Here is a 23,119-nt window from a genome sequence, read left to right on the forward strand (position 1 = left end):
CATGAAGCAGTCGATGCCCGATTACTGCGACCTGGCTGCGCCCGGTGTGCGCGGTTTACAGCCTTATCAACCCGGCAAGCCGATGGCGGAACTGGAGCGCGAATACGGTTTGCGCGACGTTATTAAACTAGCTTCCAACGAAAATCCGCTCGGGCCGAGCCCAAAGGCGCTGGCTGCTGCCGAAGCGGCACTGAAAGATTTACATTGGTATCCGGACGGCAACGGTTTCGAGCTGAAAACCGCGCTTGCCGCGCACCACCGTGTCGATCCGGCCTGTATTACCCTGGGTAACGGCTCCAACGACTGCCTGGACTTGATCGCTCGCACCTTTCTGGGGCCGGGACGGGAAGCTTTATTTGCTCAGCATGCTTTCGCCATCTACGCCATTGCCGCTATGTCGGCCGGTGCGAAGCCGGTCGCGGCGCCGGCATTAGCTATCGACAGTTCGATGCCTTACGGGCACGACCTGGACGCCTTGGTCGAGCGTATCGGGCCGAACACCGCGGTGGTGTTTGTGGCTAACCCCAACAACCCCACCGGGACGTGGTTGCAAAAGGACGAGTTAGAGAGATTCCTCGCGGCGGTACCGCCGAAGGTCATCGTCGTGCTCGACGAGGCCTATATCGAGTACGCCCTGGAAGCCGAAGGCTATCCGGATGCTACGCAATGGTTGGCGCAAATGCCTAATCTCATCGTGACGCGTACCTTTTCCAAGGCCTATGGACTCGCGGGTCTACGCATCGGATATAGCGTGTCCAGCGCGGCCGTGGCGGATTTGCTGAACCGTGTTCGCCACCCGTTCAACGCCAATAGCCTGGCTCAGGTGGCGGCGTGTGCCGCCTTAGGCGACGAGGCGCATATTGCCGCCGCCGTCGAGTTGAACCGCGAAGAAAAAGCCCGGGTCGCCGATGCGTGTGCCGGGCTCGGGTTGCCTACTTTGCCCTCGGCGGGCAATTTTCTATGCGTTCAGGTCGGCGCTAAGGCCATGGAGGTGAACGAGGGTTTGTTGCGCCGAGGCGTGATCGTGCGGCCGATAGGCGGTTATCGCATGCCGGAGTACCTGCGTATTAGCATCGGCTTGCCGCACGAGAACGACCGTTGCTTGCATGTTTTGCGCGAGCTTGGCGAGCACGGCTTGCTGACGGTTCGGGAGCGATAGCTATGATGCATATCGAGCGGCTATGCCTCATTGGCGTCGGTTTGATCGGCGGCTCCTGGGCGCGTGCACTCCGCGACGCCGGCGCTGTCGGCGAAATTATCGGATGCGGACGTACCGAGGCATCGTTGCAACGCGCTGTCGAGCTTGGAGTGATCGATCGCTACGAATGCGATCCTGCACAAGCAGTGCTTGGTGCCGATATGGTTGTGCTCGGGGTACCTTTAGGCGGAATGCGCGGCGTATTGGCCGCCATTCGCGAAACCCTGGCGCCGCACGCCATTATAACCGACGTCGGTAGCGCCAAAGGGAGTGTGGTCGCCGATGCGGAAGCCGTTTTCGGCCGAGTGCCACCGCGTTTCGTGCCTGGGCACCCGATCGCCGGAACCGAAAAAAGTGGTGTCGAAGCCTCGTTCAAAGAACTATTCCGGCACCGCCGAGTTATCCTTACCCCCGTTGCCGATACGGACCCGGACGCCGTTGCAACCGTGCGCGCGTTGTGGGAAGTGGCGGGTGCCGAAGTGGTGGCAATGGATGTCGAGCATCACGACGAGGTGCTTGCTGCGACGTCGCACCTTCCGCATGTGCTGGCATACGGCTTGGTCGATACGCTCGCCCATTGGGACGATAACCGAGAGATCTTCCAGTACGCCGCAGGCGGCTTTCGCGATTTCACCCGCATCGCTTCTAGCGATCCGCGCATGTGGCGCGACATTTGTTTAGCGAATAGAGAAGCGCTATTGACAGCGATGAAGCGTTACATCACGGATTTGAACAGTTTGTTGGAGAGCGTCGAGCAAGCCGACGGAGAGCGTTTGGAAGCGGTGTTCGACAATGCCAAACAGGCGCGGGATCATTTCATCAGCTTATTGGAGCAGTAAGGAGAGCGACTTGTCCGCACATGGTAGCCCCAATACGGTAAAGTTTCACGTCTCGCCCGGTGGCGCCTTGCAGGGCAAGTTGCGCGTACCGGGCGATAAATCGATTTCTCATCGCTCGATTATGTTGGGCTCCTTGGCCGCTGGCGTCAGCGAGGTAAGCGGTTTCCTGGAAGGCGCCGATGCACTGGCGACGCTGGCGGCGTTTCGCGCCATGGGCGTTGAAATCGAGGGGCCGGAACAAGGGCGCTTGCGTATCCACGGTGTTGGGCTACACGGCTTGCAAGCGCCTGCGGCGCCGTTGGATCTAGGTAACTCCGGTACCTCGATGCGACTCCTCTGCGGCCTATTGGCCGGCCAGACGTTCGACGTCGAGTTGGTTGGCGATCAGTCGCTATCGCGGCGACCCATGCAACGCGTCACCGGCCCGCTCGCCAGTATGGGTGCACGGATCGAAGCGACCGATGCCGGTACCGCGCCTTTGCGAATTCATGGTAACCCCAACTTGCAGAGCCTGGCCTACCGGATGCCCGTTGCCAGCGCGCAAGTTAAATCCGCTATTTTGCTGGCCGGCCTTTATGCCAGAGGACAGACCTGCGTGACCGAGCCGGCGCCTACGCGGGACCATACCGAGCGCATGCTGCGTGGTTTTGGTTACCCTATCGACGTGTCGGGAGAAACCGCGTGTTTAGAGGGCGGCGGATGCTTGCAGCCGACGCATGTCGAAGTGCCGGCGGATATTTCCTCCGCGGCCTTCTTCTTAGTCGGCGCGAGTATTGCGGAGGGTTCCGACATCGTGCTGGAGCACGTCGGCATCAATCCTACCCGCACCGGTATCATCGATATTCTTCGATTGATGGGAGCTTCCATCGAGCTTTCGAACCAGCGCGAGGTCGGCGGCGAGCCGGTGGCCGACATCCGGGTCGTGTCCCAGCCGTTGCAGGGTATCGAGGTGCCGCCGGAGTTGGTTCCGCTTGCCATCGACGAATTCCCGGCCATCTTCATAGCCGCGGCGTGTGCCGAAGGCGAAACCGTGGTGACCGGTGCCGAGGAGTTGCGGGTTAAGGAAAGCGACCGTATTTCTACTATGGCCGACGGTCTGGTAGCGCTCGGCATCGATGCGCGCCCGCAACCCGACGGCATCCGCATTCGCGGCGGGCAACTGACCGGCGGCCGGATTAACAGCCATGGCGACCATCGTATCGCTATGGCTTTTGCTATGGCGGCGCTCAGGGCTAACGGGGCGATAACCATCGACGATTGCGCCAACGTCAACACCTCCTTCCCCGGCTTTGTCGAGTTGGCGCAGACGGCCGGATTGCAGGTCGCTGCCGAAGCGGCAGAGGAGTAGCGGTCGATGGCGGAGCAGATACCGGTCATTACCATCGACGGCCCTGGCGGTTCCGGTAAAGGCACCATCGCCCGCCTGCTCGGAGAGCGTTTGGGATGGCATTTTCTCGATAGCGGCGCCTTGTACCGTGTGCTGGGCTTGTACGCCGAACGAAGCGGTGTTGCACTGGACGACGAGGCAGGCTTGACCGTCTTAGCGCATGCGCTGCCGGTCCGTTTCGAAGGTGGCGCGGACGGTGCGCGGGTTTGGTTGGCGGATGACGATGTGACGAGTGAAATCCGGACCGAGTATTGTGGGGGGCTAGCATCGAAAGTTGCTGCCTTGCCTCACGTTCGGGCGGCCTTATTGGAGCGGCAGCGGGCTTTTCGGCAGGCGCCGGGCCTGATCGCCGACGGCCGCGACATGGGAACGGTCGTTTTTCCCGGCGCTCCGGTCAAAATCTTTCTCACCGCCACCGCCGAGGAGCGTGCCCGCAGGCGTCATAAGCAGTTGAATGAACAGGGGGTAAGTGTTAACCTCTCTGCCCTTTTAAGGGAGATTGCGGAGCGCGACGAGCGCGATGCCTCGCGCGCAGTCGCCCCCTTAAAGCCCGCCGACGACGCGGAAATCGTCGACACGACAGAGGTTTCCATTGCATCGGTGGTTGAACGTGTGCTGAATATTGCGGAACGCCGTTTAGGCATTTCGCTAATAGGGGAAGAACGATTCTAGCCCGTTACGGTCTAATCCTGAATCGTTCTTTTGTTTTACTAACCTTAACTTTTAACGTGCCATTTCGGCCGGGATCACTAACCACATGAGCGAAAGCTTTGCAGAACTGTTTGAGGAAAGCCTTGCCAATACCGCGATGCGCCCTGGCGCCATCGTTAACGGTAAGGTGGTGGCCATCGATAGCGAAACGGTGGTTGTCAACGCGGGCCTGAAGTCCGAAGCGGTTATTCCGCTCGACCAATTCTACGACGAAGAGGGTAACCTTGAAGTCGCGGTCGGAGACGAGGTCGAAGTTGCGCTGGATGCTGTCGAAGACGGCTTTGGCGAAACTCGTTTATCCCGCGAAAAGGCTAAGCGCGCTCACGCGTGGAAGTTCCTGGAAGAAGCCTACGAGAAGGGCGATACCGTCACCGGTATGATCAGCGGCAAGGTCAAGGGCGGTTTCACCGTCGACCTCAAGCACATCCGCGCCTTCTTGCCGGGCTCCTTGGTCGATGTACGTCCGGTGCGCGATACCACTTACCTCGAAGGTAAGGATCTCGAATTCAAAGTTATCAAACTCGATCCGAAGCGGAACAACGTGGTCGTTTCCCGCCGCGCCGTGGTCGAGGAAGAGTACAGCGCCGAGCGCGAAGCGCTGCTTGAAAAACTGCAGGAAGGCCAAGTTCTGCAGGGCATCGTCAAGAATCTCACCGATTACGGTGCATTCGTCGACCTTGGCGGTATCGACGGCTTGCTGCATATCACCGATATGGCTTGGAAGCGCGTTAAGCATCCGTCCGAGGTGGTCGAAGTCGGTCAGGAGATCGAAGTCAAGGTTCTCAAGTTCGACCGCGAGCGTAATCGCGTGTCGCTAGGCTTGAAACAGCTGGGCGAAGATCCGTGGAGCAACATCGCGCGTCGCTACACCGAAGGCACCCGCGTATTCGGTAAAGTCACGAACATCACCGATTACGGTTGCTTCGTGGAGATCGAGCCCGGTGTCGAAGGTCTGGTGCATGTTTCCGAAATGGACTGGACCAACAAGAACATCAACCCGGCCAAAGTTGTCCAAGTGGGCGACGAAACCGAGGTTATGGTGCTCGATATCGACGAAGAGCGTCGTCGCATTTCCTTGGGTATGAAGCAGTGCCAGTCCAACCCGTGGGACGACTTCGCTGCCAAGCACAAGAAAGGCGACCGCGTTTCCGGTGCCATCAAGTCGATTACCGATTTCGGTATCTTCGTTGGTCTGGACGGCGGTATCGACGGTCTGGTTCACTTGTCCGACCTTTCCTGGGCGGAAGCCGGCGAAGAAGTCGTTCGCAACTTCAAGAAGGGCGAAGAAGTCGAGGCCGTCGTTCTCTCTGTGGATCCGGAGCGGGAGCGTATCTCCCTCGGCATCAAGCAGCTTGAGCAGGATCCGTTCGGCTCCTGGGTTGCCGAGCATCCGAAGGGCAGCATCGTTACCGGTACCGTTAAGGAAGTCGATGCCAAAGGCGCTGTGATCGATCTGGGCGACGGCATGGAAGGCTACCTACGTGCGTCCGATATCTCCCGCGATCGGGTGGAAGACGCTCGTGCCATCTTGAAGGAAGGCGAAGAAGTCGAAGCCAAGTTCGTTGCGGTGGACCGCAAGAACCGTGCGATCAGCCTTTCCATCAAAGCCAAGGACATCCAAGAGGAAGCGCAGGTCATGCAGGACTATGTGCGTCCGGGCAGCGCGGGTACCACCACGCTGGGCGATCTCCTCAAGGAGCAGATGGACAACAAGGGCGAGTAATTCGCGCCTTTAAGTCTCGTCTAAAGCGGGGCCGTAACGGCCCCGCTTTTGAGATTGTCAAAGGCAGGCTTTTAACGCCGGTGTTACCCGAAGACAATCTCCTAAGCATCACCTTCGCAGATCAAAACCTACCGAGCGGCACATGCCGTTTCGGCACTAGGTGAGGTCCACCCGGGTGGAAGTACGATAACGCCTATCCACTGAGAAACCACGATGACCAAATCCGAGCTTATCGAACTCATCGCCTCTAAACAGCAACATCTTGCTTACCGTGATGTAGAACTGGCGGTGAAAACGGTCCTCGAGCGGATGAGCGAGGCCTTGGCGACGGGGGAGCGGATAGAGATCCGCGGCTTTGGGAGTTTCTCTCTACATCATCGCCCGCCGCGTATTGGCCGCAATCCGAAGACCGGCGAGCCGGTTGCCTTGCCCGGCAAGTACGTACCGCATTTCAAACCAGGTAAGCTACTCCGCGAGCGCGTTAACGACGGGCGCGCTGACTGAGTAACACGAGGGGGCCTATCGTTACCCCTATCGTTTGATTGCTAGCGGTGTTGCTTTTCTGTGCGCTGACTTAAAGAAACGGGCCTTCGGGCCCGTTTTTACTTTGTGCCGGCATAGTTCATAATGGAGGGCGTTGTAAGCGTTAGTGTAGCGCCGAGCCCCTCGACCCTTTCGGCAGTGCAGGGCGGTAACGGCGTTGCGAGGTGTTGGTGGCCGAGGCTGGGTGCAGCGCAGGGATCGTTCGACCGCGTTGCGTTGCTTGCGATCTGCGTGCCAGAGTTGGGGGCGGTTAAGCTCTCGCCAGATATTACCTCACAAGGGAGTCCACAATGGGGAAGATCATCGGCATTATTCTGTTGCTGGTCGTCGTATTGTTCGGCTTAAGCTTTGCGTTGCTTAATGCTCAGCCCGTGGAATTGGACTATTACCTTGGCATGACCACTATGCCCTTGTCTTTGGCTTTAGTATTAGCGCTTATAGTCGGAGCCCTGTTAGGCGTGTTGGCTTCCCTAACGATGTGGGTGAGGCAGCGTCGGGAGTTAGCTCGTTTGCGGAAAAAATGGGCTATACCCGGAAGGAGTTGAACGAATTGCGTAAACTTCCTCTGAAAGACGCTTCCACCTGATTGTATAACGCGTCCGACCATGTACTTTATCTTAATGCCGCCATCGTGCCCGCTGACCCGGGGCTAGCGGACAGGGTGCCTTAGCATGCTGGAACTCTTCTGGCTATTGTTGCCGGTAGCTGCCTGGTCAGGCTGGTATATCGGGCGCCGCGACTCGGGGCGACGAAACCGCCAGCAGGCGCATTTATCCAGGGACTACTTTCGCGGACTGAACTACATCATCAGTGAACAGCCCGACAAGGCAATCGAAGTGTTCACCCGGATGGTGGAAGTCGACAGCGAAACGGTCGAAACGCATTTGGCTCTGGGTAACTTATTTCGTCGGCGCGGCGAAGTCGATCGGGCTATTCGTATCCACCAGAATCTTATCGCGCGCCCTTCGTTAAGCAGCGACCTGCGAGCGCAAGCGCTCCTAGAGCTTGGCGTGGATTATATGCGTGCGGGCCTGCTCGATCGTGCCGAGAGCCTATTCGAACAAGTAGTTGAGTTTGGGGTGCACGTCGAGGCGGCTCTGCGTCAGCTGCTTGTTATTTACCAGCAGGAAAAAGAGTGGCAGAAGGCCATCGACGCCGCAACGCGGTTAGAGTCCCGCTCGGGGGCGGCTATGCAAAGCGTCGTCGCACACTTTCATTGCGAGCTGGCCGACAAAGCGATTGCGCAAGGCGATCGCTCCCGGACCAAGCAATTATTGCGCCGCGCGCTATCGAATGACCCCAACTGCGTTCGCGCAAGTATCCTTACCGGGCGCTTAGAGGCCGGACAGCAGAATTATCGGGGTGCGCTTAAAGCCTATCAACGCGTAAAGCACCAGGATATCGATTACCTACCGGAGGTGCTGGCGCCGATTCGGGATTGTTACCATCAGCTAGGCCAAACGCCTAACATGGTGCGCTACCTAAAGGACTTGTTAGACGAGTATCCGGGACCGGCTCCGATGCTTATGCTGGCAGACCTTCTCCAGGAGCAGCAAGGCGAGCGGGAAGCTATTGAGTTTGTTGCGACCGAAGTTCGGCGGCGGCCGACGGTGCTTGGTTTGCATCGTCTGATTGAACTGACGGCGGCTGGGGCGGATACGAAAGAGAGTGCCGGCCGCCAAATCCTGGAAGATGCGTTTGCCGAAGTGCTGCGCGATCGCCCAGGCTACGAATGTAAGCAATGCGGATTCACGGCCAAGTCCCTGTACTGGCAATGCCCCAGCTGTAAGTCTTGGTCAACGGTAAAACCGACCCACGCTTTGAAAGGAGATTAGCTGCTCATGTCCCAGCCTATAGCCGTCGACGGTCCTCGCATTCTGGTCGCTCTCGACTTTCCGGATGCGCAAGCGGCTTTGGCTCTTGTCGAGCAGCTCGACCCCGCTCGTTGCCGCTTAAAGGTCGGTAAAGAGTTGTTTGTCGCTGCGGGCCCTGTGTTTGTGCGCCAGTTGATCGACCAAGGCTATGACGTCTTTCTCGATCTGAAATTTCACGACATCCCCAATACGGTGGCCTCCGCCTGCCGAGCAGCGGCCGAACTGGGGGTATGGATGGTAAACGTCCATGCCTTGGGCGGTTCTAAGATGATGCGTGCTGCCCGAGAGGCCTTGGCGGAATTTCCTAACCGGCCGTTGCTGATTGCTGTCACGGTGCTCACCAGTCACGATGCCGAAAGCTTAGCCGAGATCGGCTTGCAGGAGGCACCGGCAGCGGCGGTCGCTCGCTTAGCGCGCCTGGTTGACGCATCGGGCTTGGATGGCGTCGTGTGCTCCGCACGCGAGGCTGCGTTGCTGCGCGAGCAGCGTGGCCCCGACTTTAAATTAGTATGCCCGGGTATAGGCCCAGCGGCGCAGTTCAGGACGATCAGTCCCGCATCACAACGCCTGCCGATGCGATCGATTTGGGGGTTGATTATATGGTGATAGGGCGTCCCATCACCCGTGCGACAGATCCCCTGGCCGCATTGGCTAAGATCGAAAAGGAAATTGGCAAACGCGGAAAAGCTTGATAATTTTCTCTTTGAGCGGCTCGGGGGAGTCGCTTTCTCGCCATCTGATGTGGCGAGATCTACTCCATGGAATAGGAGAATAATAAAATGAAGTTTACACGCCTTCTGTTATTGGCGTTTGCGCTTTTCTTTACTACCGCCGTAGCGGTGGCCGATGTCGTTAATCTCAATTCCGCCGATGCCGAAGCTTTGGCTGCGGTTCTGCAAGGGGTAGGAGAGCAACGGGCGGAAGCCATTGTGGCCTATCGAAACGAGCACGGTCCGTTTCGGACGGTTGAGGAGCTACTTGAAGTGAAGGGAATCGGTTCGGCAACCTTGGACGCCAACCGAGATCGTATTACCCTTGAGTAGCCGTTTTGTCAGGCTTTGAAAAAAGGCCGCGTCTATGCGGCCTTCTCGGTAGCCGTCTGCTTCTCCTACCTACCTGTTTACCGAATACCTTGAGAAATGCCTGCCGCTACCGCAGATAGGTGGAAGCTATCGTTTACCCCTAGCTGGGTACTGCAATAGCCCCTCCTAGGCGGTTTACAGTTCGCAGCTTCGCGCGGTTAAGCCCGAGGGGCGCTTCAACGGATCAAGTGCTGGCGAGCTTGGTCGACATGCGGCACGTTCCGTGCCGTATCAATCAAGATGCTGGCGGTTACTAAGGAACGGTTTATGCAGCAGAAGATTCGCAAGGCAGTGCTACCGGTCGCCGGCCTAGGCACGCGATTTCTCCCGGCGACTAAGGCCAACCCGAAAGAGATGCTGCCGGTGGTAGATAAGCCCTTAGTTCAATACGCGGCGGAAGAAGCTATCGCCGCAGGCATTGAGGTGCTGATCTTTATTACCGGGCGTAACAAACGCTCGATCCCCGATCACTTCGATAAAGCCTACGAGCTTGAAACCGAGCTTGAAAGCCGCGGCAAAATGAAACGGCTCGACGAAGTTCGCGGGATTATTCCGAAAGGCGTTACCTGTATCTATATTCGTCAAGCCGAGGCGCACGGCTTAGGTCATGCCGTTGGCTGCGCCGAAGCGGTGGTGGGTAACGAGCCCTTTGCTGTCATGTTGGCGGACGATTTAATCGATACGAATGGCGTGCCCTGCATGAAGCGCATGGTGGAACGTTATGAACGTCATGGAGGTAGTTTAATTGGCGTCGAACGGGTACCCCAAGAGCATACCGAGCGTTATGGGATCGTATCGACGAGTGATTTCAGGCCGCGTCTAGGGCGGGTGAATGCGATCGTCGAGAAACCGAAGCCGGAGAATGCGCCAAGCAATCTGGGCGTCGTGGGGCGTTACATTCTCAGCCCGTCGATTTTCCAAATTCTCCGGCGGACTAAGCCGGGTGCGGGTGGGGAAGTGCAGCTGACGGACGCTATTGCGGAATTGCTGGCCCAAGAGTCGGTGTTTGCCTATGAGTTCGAAGGACGCCGATACGACTGCGGCGATAAGCTTGGCTATTTACAGGCTACGGTAGAGTATGCCCTCAAGCATCCCGAGTTGGGCCCTGATTTTGCCGCTTACTTGAGCCGTATGCAGCAGAGTAGGCCGCAGCAAGCCATTGCAGGCATACGTTAGATCGTTATTTAGAACCGAGGTGCTGACCGGGGGCGTCAGAGCGGCTCGTCTCTGCGCTCTCGGTGTGTTCTCCGTTTGGTGGAAAAGCAACGTAATAATAATTGTCCGGTGTTTCCTTGGCGCAAGATGCGGCGAAGTTTGCGAATACCCCCCTGCCTTTGCTATACAAGATGAAGAGGTGTATTGCGTTTGTGTGACTTGTGCAGCGCCGCGCCGATGGATATCGCTATCGTAAAACAGCCTGGAAGACTGTTTTTCCTACAAGGAGGTATGTAATGGAATCCGCCATGCTTAGCAGCGCCGCTCCGCGGCGTCTTTCGGATATCGCCTTTCACGGTAATCCGGACTCCCCTTACCTCCGCTGGTTTGCCCAAAATCTCAAGCGACGTATGAAGCGCGCTGGGCATACGGAAGTCGAACCCGAAGCTAATCCCGGTTTCGTCTTAAACTTCATCAACCCGGATCGGCCGCGACCGTTTCGGCGTAATTCCCAAGGGACTTTCGTTGTCGGCGTTGTCGAAGTCGCGGAAAAGCCCGCCGATTTACTGCCCGCCGCTTACCCATACCTAGTAAAATCGCTATCCAATCTGCTGATCTATATCACCCCAACGGAGCAGGGGCCGGAAACACATTTCGTTACCTTGGAGCAGGGGTACTACACTGCGGCTGCGCGGGAAGGCGACGCGCTGTTCGAAGAGGTTTATAAGCATATTGCTCCTCTTGCTTCCACACGTTTGGTTATCAACAACCTCTTTCGGAAAGACCTGCCGGAGTCCCTATGGCAGGGCACCGAAGTCACTCAAGCCATTTACGACGCCGGCCAGCGGTTGGAGGCGATGAACCTGCTTCCGGCTCCTTTTCCGATTACGGAACTGCTTAACGAGCGCGACATGGCTCATGTCAAGCGCTTGTTCGGTATCGGCGGTTTGTCCTACGGCAATGTGAGCGCGCGCCACGATGCCGACAGCTTCTGGATGAGTGCCCGCGGGGTGAATAAAGCACAGCTGCGTGACGTCGGACGAGATATTCTGTTAATCGCGGGCTATGAGGCAGAAGAGGACGCCATTGTCGTGAGAGTGCCGCCGAACGTAGAGCCGCGGGGCGCCTCGGTGGATGCCATTGAGCACTGGGCCTTGTATTCCGAGCATCCGGACATCGGCGCCATAATTCATATCCACGCCTGGATCGACGGCGTGGCCAGCACAACGGTCAACTACCCCTGCGGTACCTATGAGCTGGCGCAAGAAGTCGCCGACGTCGTACGTGCCGCGCCGGACCCGAGCCGGGCCATTATCGGTTTAAAAAATCACGGCTTAACGATTACCGGCCGTAGCTTGGACGACATATTCGCGCGAATCGACGGCAAAATCCTACCGCAGGTACCAATGACATGACGCGTTTGACGGGGCAAGTAGCTTTAATAACCGGAGGCTCCAAAGGAATCGGGCAGGCGCTCGCGCAACGCCTGGCAGAGCAGGGCGTGCGGGTTTATCTCGCCGCACGCGATCGCGAACAACTGGCGGCAGCGGCCGCAGCCATGCCTGGCGAGGTCAGCGCCTTACCCGCCGATTTGTCGCGAACGGAAGGTGCTAAAGCATTGCTTGCCGAACTCGCACAGCGAGAAGAGCGCTTGGATTTGCTGGTCAACTGTGCCGGCCAGTTCGATATAGGGCCGGTTGAAGCGCTTGGGCCGGATGCGGCCGAACGCCTCATTCAGATTAACTATCTTGGGACGGTGCGCGTGATTGACGCGGCTTTACCGATGCTGCGCCAGAGCGTGCGCCGTTCCATCGTCAATGTTTCCTCCTTGGCCGGCTGCATGGCGCCTCCCTATATGACGGCGTATGCCGCGAGTAAGTTCGCCGTTACCGGTTATACGAGAGCATTGAGGCAGGAGCTGCGTGCCGAGGGCTTTCATGTCGGTTTGATCTCGCCCGGCCCGGTCGATACCACCCTCATAGAAGGTCACCTCGGCAACGAATACTATCCTCTGCCGCCCGGTGTGCCGGTCGTCAGGGTCGAGGTCGTTGCTGACGCGATTATTCGGGCTGTTACGCGGCGCAAGGCAGAGGTGGTGCTGCCGGCGCGCTTAGGGCCGGCTAGTCGGCTTATGAGTGCGTTTCCCGGCATTGTCGATCTCATGTACCGTTGGCTTGCAGGTCGGGCGGGCAGCAAACCTGAGCCTGTGGCGTCCAATACCGACAAGTAAGTTCCACAGGCTGTCGGCAAACGCTGCGGCGGCCTATGCAACGCCCGCGGCGCTATCGTGGCCGTTGCGCGGTCCAGCATTCATTTTCCTAACCTCTCCGTGATGTGTTCTTCGCCTTTTTTCAGAGCTATCACCCCTTTATGTGGCGCGTTAACGTTTATCCGTATAAGGCCTTCTTACAGACCGAAGGAAGACAGCAGCGGCGATTCGCAGGTATTTTCGGCAACCCGGTGTTGTGGGTTTCCATCGAGTACCAACATTGTCTTACCGAGGTGCCACTGCGGGGTTGTCTCTATGGCCGGCAACGAGACCCAAGCGGACATTAATAATATTCAGCAATTGCTTGTTCAGATCGAACGGGTAGCTCGTGGTAGCGACCGGATTTCGCTACGGATGGTTCTGCCTATCCTTGGCCAGCGCTCCTTCGCACCGATACTCATTTTTGCCGGTTTGATTACCGTGGCACCGGTGTTAGGGGATATTCCGGGCGTGCCGACCATTATGGGGGCGTTCGTGGTGTTAACGGTGGCGCAATTGCTCTTCCGTAAGCAGCATATTTGGCTTCCTCGCTGGATGCTGGATCGCTCGATCGCGAGCGAGAAGGTCGTTAAAGTCTCGCAATGGTGTTGCCGCCGGCCCGTTTATATTGACCGTCTACTGCGACCGCGTCTGGAGTTTATGGTTCGCACAATGGGTACCTACGCGATCGCCGTCACGTGTTTTTTAATCGGATTGCTGATGCCGATGATGGAAGTGATTCCGTTTACGGCGAACGGCGCAGGAGCCGCCTTCACTATCTTCGGCTTAGCCTTGATAGCGGACGACGGCTTGCTCGCCTTGATGGCTTTTGCCTTTATCGTCGGATTTATCGCCTTAGGCGTATTTGGCTTGTTGTAAGCCGGTGGCCGAGACGTAATTTAAGAAGGGGGAAAAGAAAAGGGCTTGGATTTCTCCAAGCCCTTTTCTTAATTTGGCTCCCCGGGACGGGCTCGAACCGCCGACCCAGTGATTAACAGTCACTTGCTCTACCGACTGAGCTACCGGGGAATAGTCTGTCTCGCCTCAAGCGAGGTGGCCTATTCTAGCGAATTTTTGCCGCCGTCAACACCGGCTGCCGCCACTTTTGGGGCGGCAGCCGTAAGGTATTGTTTTAGCCTAATACCTTCTTCATGCGCTCCATGGCCTTCTGCAGGTTCTCCATGCTGGTGGCATAGGAAATACGTGCATGGCCCTCAAGGCCGAAGGCGGAGCCCGGAACCAGCGCAACCCCGGCTTCGTTGATCATGTGCTCGGAGAAGGCGACGTCGTCCTTCAAACCCAGTGCCTTGATCGCGCCTGCAACGTTCGGGAAGCAATAGAAGGTACCGTCGGCGGTAACGCAGTCCACGCCTTGCATGTCGTTCAGCGCGTTAACCACGAAATCGTGCCGCTCTTTGAACGCTTTGAGCATGGGCCCCATCACGCTTTGGTCGCCATCCAGCGCTGCCACCGATGCCGCCTGCGAAATGGAGCAGGGGTTGGAGGTGGTTTGCGACTGAATTTTCTTCATCGCCGCGATCACCCGCTGCGGCCCAGCTGCATAGCCAATCCGCCAGCCCGTCATCGAGTAGGCTTTGGAAACGCCGTTGACGACGACCGTCCGGTCTTTTAGCTGCGGGCAGGCCATCGCAATGTTGGCGAAAGGCTCCTCGGTCCACAAAATGTGCTCGTAGATGTCGTCGCTCGCGACGAGAATCTGCGGGTATTTCAGTAGCACTTCGCCTAATGCGGCAAGCTCGGCTTTAGTGTAGGCGCTACCGGTCGGGTTGGAGGGGCTGTTGAGGAACACGACGCGCGTTTTATCGGTAATCGCCGCTTCCAGCTGTTCCGGCGTGATTTTGAAGCGCTGCTCCTGGCCGGCTTGAATGACGACCGGCGTGCCGTCGTTCAGCAGGGTCATATCCGGGTAAGATACCCAGTAGGGTGCCGGAATAATGACTTCGTCGCCTTCGTTGAGAACGGCGGCCAGCAGATTTACCAAGCACTGCTTAGCGCCGCTGGAGACGAGGATTTCGTTGGCCTCGTAATCTAAGCCGTTGTCGCGCTTTAGTTTGGCCTGAATGGCTTTTTCAGCGCGGGCGTGCCGTCAACGGGGGTATACTTAGTTTGTCCGTTCTCGATCGCTTTAATCGCCGCAGCCTTAATATGCTCCGGCGTATCGAAATCCGGTTCCCCTGCGCCCAAGCCGATAATGTCATGACCGGCAGCGCGCATTTCAGCGGCGCGGGCCGTGACGGCTAGGGTTGGGGATGGCTTGATCCGCTGAACTCGATTTGCGAGTTGAATGTCCAAGCTAATTCTCCTGTGCTCTTAGAAAGCCGGGTCAACATCATACGGGGAATTGTTACAAACGCCAAAAGGTTACTAACCTTCTCGTAACGATTCGCGGGCCGCAGTGGTTTTCGGCGCCGCTGCGGCCAGGCGCGAGAAGGATTTTGTAGCCAAGCTACATAGCTTGCGAATAACGCGAGCACGGCAGCACCGATGCCAACGGCGGCACGTTTGAGCGGCTCGCCCGCGACGTCGCGCTCGCTTGCAGCGGGCAAGCCTCTGCGGCCCTTATGTGCTGCGGCCTGCCAACCGTTACGAGAAGGTTAGTATATGACACGAGAATTCATTCTAGAATCGAAATACCAGCCTGCGGGCGATCAGCCCAAGGCTATCGATTCACTGGTGGAAGGTTTGGAGCAGGGCTACAGGCATCAGATCCTATTAGGTGTGACCGGTTCCGGTAAAACCTTCACCGTCGCCAATGTGGTCCAGCGCCTACAGCGGCCGGCTATTCTTTTGGCGCCGAACAAAACGCTGGCGGCCCAATTGTACGGCGAAATGAAAGAGTTTTTCCCGCACAACGCGGTGGAATACTTCGTTTCCTACTACGACTACTATCAGCCGGAAGCCTACGTGCCGTCCTCCGACACGTTCATCGAAAAGGACGCATCGGTTAACCAACACATCGAACAGATGCGCCTTTCGGCGACCAAAGCGATTCTCGAACGGCGCGACACCATCATCGTCGCCTCGGTGTCGTCCATTTACGGTTTGGGCGACCCGCAGCAATACATGAAGATGATCCTGCACTTAGTGCGGGGCGAACGGGTCGATCAGCGTCAAATTCTGCGTCGCTTGGCGGAGCTTCAATACACCCGGAACGACATGGAGCTGGCCCGCGGCACGTATCGGGCGCGCGGCGAAGTGATCGACATCTTCCCGGCCGAATCGGAAACCGAAGCGGTGCGGGTAGAGCTGTTCGACGACGAAATCGAAGAGCTCAGTTACTTCGACCCGCTGACCGGAGAAGTACTGCGGCGCGTACCGCGCCTGACCATTTACCCTAAAACCCACTACGTCACGCCCCGCAATACGATTCTCGATGCGATCGAAAGCATCAAAGAGGAGTTGCGCGGGCGGCTCAAGACCCTACGCGATTCCGGGCGTCTGCTGGAAGCGCAACGGTTAGAGCAGCGGACCCAGTTCGACATCGAGATGATGGTCGAGCTCGGTTACTGCAGCGGTATCGAGAACTACTCGCGTTATCTCTCCGGCCGCAAGCCCGGCGAAGCGCCGCCGACCTTGTTTGACTATCTACCGCCGGATGCCATGCTGTTCATCGACGAATCTCATGTCACCGTGCCGCAGTTGGGAGGCATGTACAAAGGCGACCGCTCGCGGAAGGAAACCTTGGTCGAGTATGGTTTTCGCCTGCCTTCCGCGCTCGATAATCGCCCCCTGCGCTTCGACGAGTTCCTGCGTTTGGCGCCGCAGATGATCCACGTCTCGGCAACGCCTGGGCCGTATGAAGAGCAGAATACTCAACAAGTCGTCGAGCAGGTTGTGCGTCCCACCGGCTTGGTTGACCCGGAGGTCGAGGTGCGACCGGCGAGCAGCCAAGTCGACGACTTATATGGGGAGATTCGCTTGCGGGTGGAGGCCGGCGAGCGCGTGTTGGTGACCGTGCTCACCAAACGGATGGCAGAAGATCTTACCGAATACCTGTACGAGAACGGTATCCGCGTCCGTTACCTGCACTCGGACATCGACACCGTCGAACGTACCGAGATTATTCGCGATTTAAGGTTGGGGGAATTCGACGTACTGGTGGGGATCAACCTACTGCGTGAGGGGTTGGACATTCCCGAAGTGTCCCTGGTCGCCATTCTGGACGCCGACAAAGAAGGCTTCCTGCGCTCCGACCGCTCGCTGATCCAGACCATAGGTCGTGCCGCACGTAACTTAAACGGTAAAGCGATTCTGTATGCCGATCGCATAACGGGCTCTATGGAGCGTGCGTTGGATGAAACCGCGCGGCGGCGCGAGAAACAATTGGCGCATAACGAAGCCCACGGCATTACGCCGCAAGGCGTACGTAAAGCCATCGCCGATATCATGGAGCGCGATACTGTCGGCGGGCCGGGTAGTCCGCGGCGTGCCGCCAAGGTGGCGGAAGAGGCGAAAGCCTATGCGGCGTTATCACCTGCGCAGGCGGTACAGAAGATCAAGAAACTGGAACAGCAAATGCACAAACATGCGCGCGATCTAGAGTTCGAAGAAGCCGCCAAGCTGCGCGATGAGATCCAGCGGTTAGAAAAGCACGCATTGGGGCGGCCGGATGCGCAGTCGGCGTGAGTCGAAAAGCGCCAGCGTATATCTTGGCCGTAAACAGTCAGCGTTGCCGCCAGTTGCACTAAGCAAAGCCGAGCAGGGCGCTCGTTCACGAAACGGTAAAAGACTTGCGAGGCGGAAGAACTGGCGGTATAGTACGCCCCACTTACAGGCGCGTAGCTCAGCTGGTTAGAGCACCACCTTGACATGGTGGGGGTCGTTGGTTCGAGTCCAATCGCGCCTACCACACAAATCCTGATCCGTCAGGTACTTAAAGCCCCGCCCCTGTGCGGGGCTTTTTGTTTATCCAGGTTAAAGCCCGCCCCTTGTACGGTCCGTTGAGGCGCTTCTGCTGTCGTTAAGGCGTATCTCGCCTGATAGGTCTTTGTCGTGCTCTTCTTGGTGTGTCCGCGTGGCTGTTGCAGCTACTCGCAGAGCTTCGTTGCGCCCCTCAGTCTTCTTTATCCTCTTTGGCTTCCGGCGGACCAGATGTGGTGAATGAGTCGCCGAGCTGCGATGAGCCGTGTCGGTGTCCAGCTTGAGGTAGGCAATGGCGGGCTCGCGAGAAAGTGCACCAGGCGCCACTGTGGTGTGGCCGCTTATCATCAGGACCGTGCTAGGCGCGATGACACGACTTAATCGGAGATGTAAGAGTCAAAGAGTGTTGTCATGAGTGGCGTTATGAGTTTGACCGCGATTCTTCGAAACTTTACTATAAGTACAGTAAAGTTTCGACATCGAAGGATTTCTTATGCCCCAATCCGATCGACGCCCCGGTCGCGCCAGCTCGCGCGACAAGCTTCTTGATGCCGCCGCCGACCTCGTGGTCAAGCACGGCGTACAAAACCTGACCATTGATTCCGTCGCCGCGGCGGCGGGTGTGACCAAGGCCGGCCTTATCTACCATTTCAAGACGCGCGACGAGCTGCTCAGCGCACTGGTGGAGCGCATGGTCGAGGCGTTCGACGTGCTCAAATCTGCCGCGCAAGAAGGGTCCTCGACGACTTCCCCGAAAGCCGCGCTGAGCCGGCTATTGAACGACACCCTCGACATGCCGCAGGACCAGCGCCAACTGCTGGCCAATCTGCTGGTGGCTGTGTGCCTGCAACCCAGTCTGGCTGGCCCTGTACAAGCCTTGTACGCGCGCGACTATGAGGCGCTCAGTGGAGGGGACGATGGCGGACGGGCCATGCTCCTGGCAGCGGCGATGGATGGTATTGCGCTGATCGAGCTGCTCCACTTGCACAAGTTCACTTCTCAGCAGCGTCAGGCCATGCGCGCGGCCTTGGAGCGCGAGATTCGCGAGCTTCCGTGAATCTGTTACATCGCTTCCCATCTCTGTGATTAGAGAAGGTTCTTATATGAACTCACGCTCCATGTTCGTCCGTGGCAAGCAGGTGCTCTGCGCTGTCGTCGCGGCCATCCTTTTGTCGGCGTGCGCCGAACCCGAAGTTTCTCAGCCCGTTCTTCCGAAACCGGTAAAAGTCGAAGCGGTCAGTCTCGGCACGACGTATCAGATTGACAGTTTCGTCGGCACCGTGCGCGCACGCCAGCGTGCTGATCTGAGCTTCGAGTCTCCCGGTCGCGTAGTAGCTGTTCTTGCGGACGTGGGGGACCGTGTGCGGGCGGGACAAGTGCTGGCTCGATTGGACGACTCTCCCGCACGCTGGCGGCTTGAGAGGGCGCAGGCTGATCGTAGTGCCGCTGCCGGCAGCTTGGCCGAGCACAGGGATCAGTTGCGTCGGCAGGAGGCGCTGGCCCGCGAGGAGTTCGTGTCTGCGGCGGCAGTGCAGGCGGCGCAATCCGCTTACCGGCAGGCAGTGAGTCGGTTAGAAGCCGCCGAGGCCGCCGTGGCTGCGGCCAAGCGCGAGCTGGATCTGACGCGCATTACCGCCCCCTTCGACGGTGTAGTCGGTGCACGCCATTCCGAGCCATTCGTCGACGTGGCGGCGGGGCAGCCGATCTTGCAGATGGAGTCGGGGGGCGCGCTGGAGGTGGTCGTGATGTTGCCGGACAGCGTGGTAGAGACGCTGGCCCCGGGCGCGCGAGCGCAGGCGATCACGAATGGGCACAGCCTTCAGCTTACGCTGGAGCGGGTTTCGAGTCGCCGTAACAACGGCTCGCTGGTACAGGCGATCTTCCGGGTCCACCAAACGCCTGAGCATGTCCGAAGCGGTGGAGTCGTGTCGGTCGAGATCGCACGCGGGGCCGGTCAGGCGATGACGCTGCCTGCCACGGCTGTCATGCCCGGCCGCAATGCCGGCGAAGCGAGCGTGTTCGTCATTGAAAGCCACAGCGGGACGCTGGAGCGTCGCGTTGTGCAGGTCGAAAACTCTCTGCAGCCCGGTGGGCGAGTGGTCGTCGCCGAAGGGTTAAGCGACGGCGAACAAGTCGTCGTAGCGGGCACGGCGTTCCTGCACGAGGGGCAGCCCGTTGTCGCACACGAAGCCCAGACACTCCTAACGGGAGCGCGCCCGTGAAACTCACCGCCGCGGCACTGAATTCCAGTCGGCTCACGTTCTTCGCCGCGCTGCTCATCCTCGTGACCGGGGCCTTCACCTTCCTGAGCTTTCCTGCCCAGGAGGAGCCTACCGTCACCATCCGCGATGCGATGGTATACGTCTCTAATCCTGGCATGCCGGCGGAGCGCATGGAACAGCTCGTGGCGAAGCCTCTAGAGGAACGGTTGCGCCAGCTGTCCGAGCTCAAGAACGTCGTCAGCACGGTACGTACTGGCAGCGTGATCATGAAGGTCAGTCTGCGAGACGAGGTGCAGGAGATGTTACCCGCTTGGCAGCGCGTGCGGACAAAGGTAGAGGAGGTGGTGCCGCTGTTTCCGGAAGGCACGCTGCCACCGCAGGTCGACGACGATTTCGGTAGCGTAGCGATTGCGTCGATTGCAGTCACGGCACCCGAATTTTCAATGAGTGAGATGCGTGCCCCACTCCGGCAGTTGCGTGAGGGGCTGTACCGCGTGCCCGGTGTGCAGAAGGTGAGCTTCCATGGGTTGCAGGGTGAGCGCATCTACATCGAGTTCGACCGAGCTCGCATGGCAGGGTTGGGTCTTTCGGCCGCACACATCCAGCAGCAGTTACAGGAGCGGAACATCCTCCAGCCCGGTGGTCGGGTCGTTGTCTCCGGCCTGAACAGCGCCATCGCCGCGTCGGGTGAGCTTCGCTCGGTGCAGGACCTGCGGGAATTCACCCTGAGCGTGCCCGCAACGGGCGACCGGGATGATGCGGCGCCTGCCAGGGTGAGGCTGGGTGACGTTGCCCAGATCAGGGTGCTCACGCCCGATCCGCCTGAGAGCGCCGCCATTTATCGTGGTGAAGACGCGGTCGTGCTGGGCGTGTCGATGCACCCGGGTGAGAATATTCAGGCGGTGGGAAAGGCGCTTCGGGAGCACGTGACCGAGCTGGAGCAACTGCTGCCTGCGGGCTTCTCGCTCGACTACGTTACTTTTCAGGCCGATGCCGTCAAGCACGAGATTGACAACATGAGCGTGACGATGCTCCAGACGATCCTGATCGTGATGATCGTCGTCGTGCTCTTTATTGGCTGGCGAGCCGGTATTGTGGCGGGGAGCATCGTGCCTCTGACCATCTGTGCAACGCTGCTGGTCATGCGCATGCTCGGCATCGAGCTGCACATTGTCTCGATGGCGGCCATTATCATCGCGCTGGGTCTTTTGGTAGACAGCAGCATTGTGATCGTGGAAGACATCGAGCGCCGCCTAACCGCCGGCGAGGATCGCTTACATGCCTGTATCGAAGCCTGTCGCTCGCTGGCGATCCCGCTGTTGACATCGTTACTCGTCATTATCCTCGCCTTTTCGCCGTTCTTCTTCGGCTACACAGTGACCAACGAGTACATGCGCCCCCTCGTCGTGGTGCTGACGGTGGCGCTAATCGGGTCGTGGATCTTGTGTCTGACGGTGATTCCGCTCTTGTGCCACCGCTTCTTGCCAACGCGCCATGGCGATACAGATGGCGCACCGCGGCGGAGCGCGTTCTATGAAACTTACGCTCGCCTGATGCATTTCGTGCTGGACCACAAGAAATGGTATCTGGCTGCAATGACGCTTCTTCTGAGTGGATCGTTGGTAATACTGGCGAACCAACCAGCCGGCTTTCTGCCACCATCGGATCGGCCGCAGTTCCAGATTGAGCTGGAACTCCAGCCTGGTAGCGATTCGCGCCTTACGCAGCACGTTGTGCGCGACTTGAGTCGATGGCTTAGCGACCCGGAGGTTAACCCAGAGGTGACCACCAGCATCGGCTATGTTGCCGAAGGCGGCCCGCGCGTCGTGCTGGTGATCACGCCACCACTACCGGCCACACATGTCGGCTACTTTACGGTTTCGGTCGCACGGCCGAAGGACGTCGAGACGGTCATGGCCCGGACCCGAAAGTGGATGGCGCAGCACTATCCGGAGGTGCGGGCGGACATCAAGCGCTTCTCGCGAGGCGAGAATGATGCCGGCACGGTGGTCTATCGTGTCTCGGGTCCGGAGGAAGCGGTGCTGCGCGATATTGGCGACCAGATCAAGGAGACGCTGCGCTCTTTACCCGCCATGGGGCACGTACGTGACAACTGGGGGCCGCGCGTGCCGCGCATCGACGTCCAGGTCAACCAGGAGAAGGCCCGGGCGCAGGGCATCAGTAACGAAGATATCAGCACTGCACTGGCCAAGCGCTACAGTGGCTTAGATGTCTCTGTGCTGCGCGACGGCGACACGCTGGTGCCCCTGATCATACGCGGCAGCGATGGTGAGCGTGGCCGGCCCGAAGATCTGGCCAACACCCTGCTGTATCCGCTGGACGGCGGTGCCGCTGTGCCACTGTCCGCGGTCGCGACTGTCGCACTTGATTCAGAACCTTCGGCGATACATCGCCGCAACCTGGAGCGCACCCTCAGCGTCGAGGGGCGTAGCTCGCAGGAGACCGCGCATCAAGTCGTCAACCGGGCGGCGTCAGCCATCGATCGTATCAAAATTCCACCCGGCTATCGCATCGAACTGGGTGGGGAGATCGAGGAGGCGGCTGAGTCAAATGAGCCTCTGGTTCAGTATCTCCCACATGCGCTAGTAGCCATAGTGGTACTCTTCCTCTGGCAGTTCGGCTCTTTCCGCAAGCTGGTCGTGATCTTTGCCAGTATCCCCTTTGCCCTGGTCGGCGTCGGTCCGGCACTGGCCCTTGCCGGGGAGCCGTTTGGTTTCATGGCAACATTCGGTGTGCTCTCATTGGCGGGCATCATAACCAGCAATGCTGTGCTACTGCTCGAGCGTATTGACGTCGAATTGGGTGCTGAAAAAGCGCAGCGCGAGGCGGTGGTGTCGGCAGCGGTTGCACGTCTGCGTCCGATCGTCATGACACAGCTCACCTGTATTGTCGGCCTTGTACCGCTGCTGCTGTTCGGTGGCACGCTGTGGGCCGGCATGGCCGTGACTATCATGGGCGGATTGCTGCTTGGCACACTGATCACGCTTGGGCTGGTGCCAGTGCTATATGAAATGTTGTTCAATGCCAAGCTGTCCCGTTGGAGTAGAAAGGTGTTCGGTGCCAAGGTGCCCTAGGCGGGCGGGCAAGCGAGCACCGTCACATTAACGGCGCAGCCGCGCTGCGGCTGCTCTGCAACAGGGAGTTGGGTCGGCCGAGCGAAACCGGAGCGTGCGGATGGAAGCGCCAACTGGCGCCCTCACACGGCGGCGTGCAAAGTAGGCTGTGTTCTCTGGCA

Annotated in this window: 17 protein-coding genes, 2 tRNA genes and 2 pseudogenes; 19 read left to right on the forward strand and 2 right to left on the reverse strand. The window is 58.6% G+C overall.

Translation table 11 applies throughout. The features are described from left to right. Nucleotide 1 precedes the first annotated feature (1 nt). From hisC to CAI21_RS14275, 14 genes and pseudogenes are all read left to right on the forward strand, one after another. Nucleotides 2-1,159 (forward strand): histidinol-phosphate transaminase, encoded by a 1,158-nt coding sequence (gene hisC / locus CAI21_RS14210; protein WP_116302894.1) that lies wholly within the window; start codon nucleotides 2-4, stop codon nucleotides 1,157-1,159. Nucleotides 1,160-1,161: 2 nt separating this feature from the next. After that, nucleotides 1,162-2,037, forward strand: coding sequence for a prephenate dehydrogenase/arogenate dehydrogenase family protein (locus tag CAI21_RS14215; RefSeq protein WP_116302895.1), 876 nt, complete (start codon nucleotides 1,162-1,164; stop codon nucleotides 2,035-2,037). Between the two features lie 10 nt (nucleotides 2,038-2,047). Next, nucleotides 2,048-3,385 (forward strand): 3-phosphoshikimate 1-carboxyvinyltransferase, encoded by a 1,338-nt coding sequence (gene aroA / locus CAI21_RS14220; protein ID WP_258868184.1) that lies wholly within the window; start codon nucleotides 2,048-2,050, stop codon nucleotides 3,383-3,385. Nucleotides 3,386-3,391: 6 nt separating this feature from the next. Then, entirely contained in the window at nucleotides 3,392-4,096 is a 705-nt protein-coding gene (gene cmk, locus CAI21_RS14225) for a (d)CMP kinase (RefSeq protein ID WP_116302897.1), read from the forward strand. Nucleotides 4,097-4,181: 85 nt separating this feature from the next. Beyond that, nucleotides 4,182-5,858, forward strand: coding sequence for a 30S ribosomal protein S1 (gene rpsA / locus CAI21_RS14230; RefSeq protein ID WP_116302898.1), 1,677 nt, complete (start codon nucleotides 4,182-4,184; stop codon nucleotides 5,856-5,858). A gap of 213 nt (nucleotides 5,859-6,071) precedes the next feature. After that, nucleotides 6,072-6,362: an integration host factor subunit beta gene (locus tag CAI21_RS14235; protein ID WP_116302899.1), complete on the forward strand. Its 291-nt coding sequence runs from the start codon at nucleotides 6,072-6,074 to the stop codon at nucleotides 6,360-6,362. 329 nt (nucleotides 6,363-6,691) lie between these two features. Continuing rightward, nucleotides 6,692-6,946, forward strand: coding sequence for a LapA family protein (locus CAI21_RS14240; protein WP_258868183.1), 255 nt, complete (start codon nucleotides 6,692-6,694; stop codon nucleotides 6,944-6,946). 126 nt (nucleotides 6,947-7,072) lie between these two features. Continuing rightward, the gene (gene lapB, locus CAI21_RS14245; RefSeq protein ID WP_116302900.1) at nucleotides 7,073-8,236 is read left to right on the forward strand and encodes a lipopolysaccharide assembly protein LapB; all 1,164 of its coding nucleotides are present in this window, start codon (nucleotides 7,073-7,075) and stop codon (nucleotides 8,234-8,236) included. A gap of 6 nt (nucleotides 8,237-8,242) precedes the next feature. Next, nucleotides 8,243-8,967, forward strand: a pseudogene (gene pyrF, locus CAI21_RS14250) (orotidine-5'-phosphate decarboxylase). A gap of 87 nt (nucleotides 8,968-9,054) precedes the next feature. Then, the gene (locus CAI21_RS14255; RefSeq protein ID WP_116302901.1) at nucleotides 9,055-9,318 is read left to right on the forward strand and encodes a ComEA family DNA-binding protein; all 264 of its coding nucleotides are present in this window, start codon (nucleotides 9,055-9,057) and stop codon (nucleotides 9,316-9,318) included. Between the two features lie 306 nt (nucleotides 9,319-9,624). Further along, nucleotides 9,625-10,533, forward strand: coding sequence for a UTP--glucose-1-phosphate uridylyltransferase GalU (gene galU / locus CAI21_RS14260; RefSeq protein WP_116302902.1), 909 nt, complete (start codon nucleotides 9,625-9,627; stop codon nucleotides 10,531-10,533). 275 nt (nucleotides 10,534-10,808) lie between these two features. Next, a complete protein-coding gene (locus tag CAI21_RS14265) occupies nucleotides 10,809-11,927 on the forward strand; it encodes a class II aldolase/adducin family protein (protein ID WP_220348303.1) in 1,119 nt (372 codons plus the stop codon). Next, nucleotides 11,924-12,742 (forward strand): SDR family NAD(P)-dependent oxidoreductase, encoded by an 819-nt coding sequence (locus CAI21_RS14270; RefSeq protein WP_116302903.1) that lies wholly within the window; start codon nucleotides 11,924-11,926, stop codon nucleotides 12,740-12,742. The genes CAI21_RS14265 and CAI21_RS14270 overlap by 4 nt, the downstream gene beginning before the upstream one ends. Before the next feature lie 294 nt (nucleotides 12,743-13,036). Next, a complete protein-coding gene (locus CAI21_RS14275) occupies nucleotides 13,037-13,639 on the forward strand; it encodes an exopolysaccharide biosynthesis protein (RefSeq protein ID WP_116302904.1) in 603 nt (200 codons plus the stop codon). A 74-nt stretch (nucleotides 13,640-13,713) separates the two neighbouring features. On the opposite strand, the gene CAI21_RS14280 is transcribed toward CAI21_RS14275, so the two are convergent. Together CAI21_RS14280 and CAI21_RS14285 are read right to left on the reverse strand one after the other, a co-directional pair. Continuing rightward, a tRNA-Asn gene (locus CAI21_RS14280) sits at nucleotides 13,714-13,789 on the reverse strand. Between the two features lie 103 nt (nucleotides 13,790-13,892). Then, nucleotides 13,893-15,073: pseudogene (locus CAI21_RS14285) on the reverse strand (pyridoxal phosphate-dependent aminotransferase). A gap of 309 nt (nucleotides 15,074-15,382) precedes the next feature. Between CAI21_RS14285 and uvrB the strand changes: the two are divergent. From uvrB to CAI21_RS14310, 5 genes are all read left to right on the forward strand, one after another. After that, complete coding sequence (gene uvrB, locus CAI21_RS14290; protein WP_116302905.1) at nucleotides 15,383-17,407, forward strand: excinuclease ABC subunit UvrB; 2,025 nt, start codon at nucleotides 15,383-15,385, stop codon at nucleotides 17,405-17,407. A gap of 146 nt (nucleotides 17,408-17,553) precedes the next feature. After that, a tRNA-Val gene (locus CAI21_RS14295) sits at nucleotides 17,554-17,630 on the forward strand. Between the two features lie 504 nt (nucleotides 17,631-18,134). Further along, nucleotides 18,135-18,698 carry a TetR/AcrR family transcriptional regulator gene (locus CAI21_RS14300; protein WP_116302906.1) on the forward strand — a complete coding sequence of 188 codons (564 nt, stop codon included), beginning with the start codon at nucleotides 18,135-18,137 and terminating at the stop codon, nucleotides 18,696-18,698. Between the two features lie 46 nt (nucleotides 18,699-18,744). After that, nucleotides 18,745-19,863, forward strand: coding sequence for an efflux RND transporter periplasmic adaptor subunit (locus CAI21_RS14305; protein WP_220348306.1), 1,119 nt, complete (start codon nucleotides 18,745-18,747; stop codon nucleotides 19,861-19,863). Next, a complete protein-coding gene (locus CAI21_RS14310; RefSeq protein WP_116302908.1) occupies nucleotides 19,860-22,958 on the forward strand; it encodes an efflux RND transporter permease subunit in 3,099 nt (1,032 codons plus the stop codon). The genes CAI21_RS14305 and CAI21_RS14310 overlap by 4 nt, the downstream gene beginning before the upstream one ends. Nucleotides 22,959-23,119 lie beyond the last annotated feature (161 nt).

This window comes from Alkalilimnicola ehrlichii (assembly GCF_003399765.1).
GTDB lineage: Bacteria > Pseudomonadota > Gammaproteobacteria > Nitrococcales > AK92 > AK92.

Coding starts and splice junctions, on each gene's coding strand:
- galU (WP_116302902.1), top strand. CDS start 9,625: ATGCAGCAGAAGATTCGCAAGGCAGTGCTACCGGTCGCCGGCCTAGGC.
- cmk (WP_116302897.1), top strand. CDS start 3,392: ATGGCGGAGCAGATACCGGTCATTACCATCGACGGCCCTGGCGGTTCC.
- CAI21_RS14265 (WP_220348303.1), top strand. CDS start 10,809: ATGGAATCCGCCATGCTTAGCAGCGCCGCTCCGCGGCGTCTTTCGGAT.
- CAI21_RS14240 (WP_258868183.1), top strand. CDS start 6,692: ATGGGGAAGATCATCGGCATTATTCTGTTGCTGGTCGTCGTATTGTTC.
- uvrB (WP_116302905.1), top strand. CDS start 15,383: ATGACACGAGAATTCATTCTAGAATCGAAATACCAGCCTGCGGGCGAT.
- CAI21_RS14305 (WP_220348306.1), top strand. CDS start 18,745: ATGAACTCACGCTCCATGTTCGTCCGTGGCAAGCAGGTGCTCTGCGCT.
- lapB (WP_116302900.1), top strand. CDS start 7,073: ATGCTGGAACTCTTCTGGCTATTGTTGCCGGTAGCTGCCTGGTCAGGC.
- rpsA (WP_116302898.1), top strand. CDS start 4,182: ATGAGCGAAAGCTTTGCAGAACTGTTTGAGGAAAGCCTTGCCAATACC.
- CAI21_RS14275 (WP_116302904.1), top strand. CDS start 13,037: ATGGCCGGCAACGAGACCCAAGCGGACATTAATAATATTCAGCAATTG.
- CAI21_RS14235 (WP_116302899.1), top strand. CDS start 6,072: ATGACCAAATCCGAGCTTATCGAACTCATCGCCTCTAAACAGCAACAT.
- CAI21_RS14215 (WP_116302895.1), top strand. CDS start 1,162: ATGATGCATATCGAGCGGCTATGCCTCATTGGCGTCGGTTTGATCGGC.
- CAI21_RS14255 (WP_116302901.1), top strand. CDS start 9,055: ATGAAGTTTACACGCCTTCTGTTATTGGCGTTTGCGCTTTTCTTTACT.
- CAI21_RS14270 (WP_116302903.1), top strand. CDS start 11,924: ATGACGCGTTTGACGGGGCAAGTAGCTTTAATAACCGGAGGCTCCAAA.
- hisC (WP_116302894.1), top strand. CDS start 2: ATGAAGCAGTCGATGCCCGATTACTGCGACCTGGCTGCGCCCGGTGTG.
- CAI21_RS14300 (WP_116302906.1), top strand. CDS start 18,135: ATGCCCCAATCCGATCGACGCCCCGGTCGCGCCAGCTCGCGCGACAAG.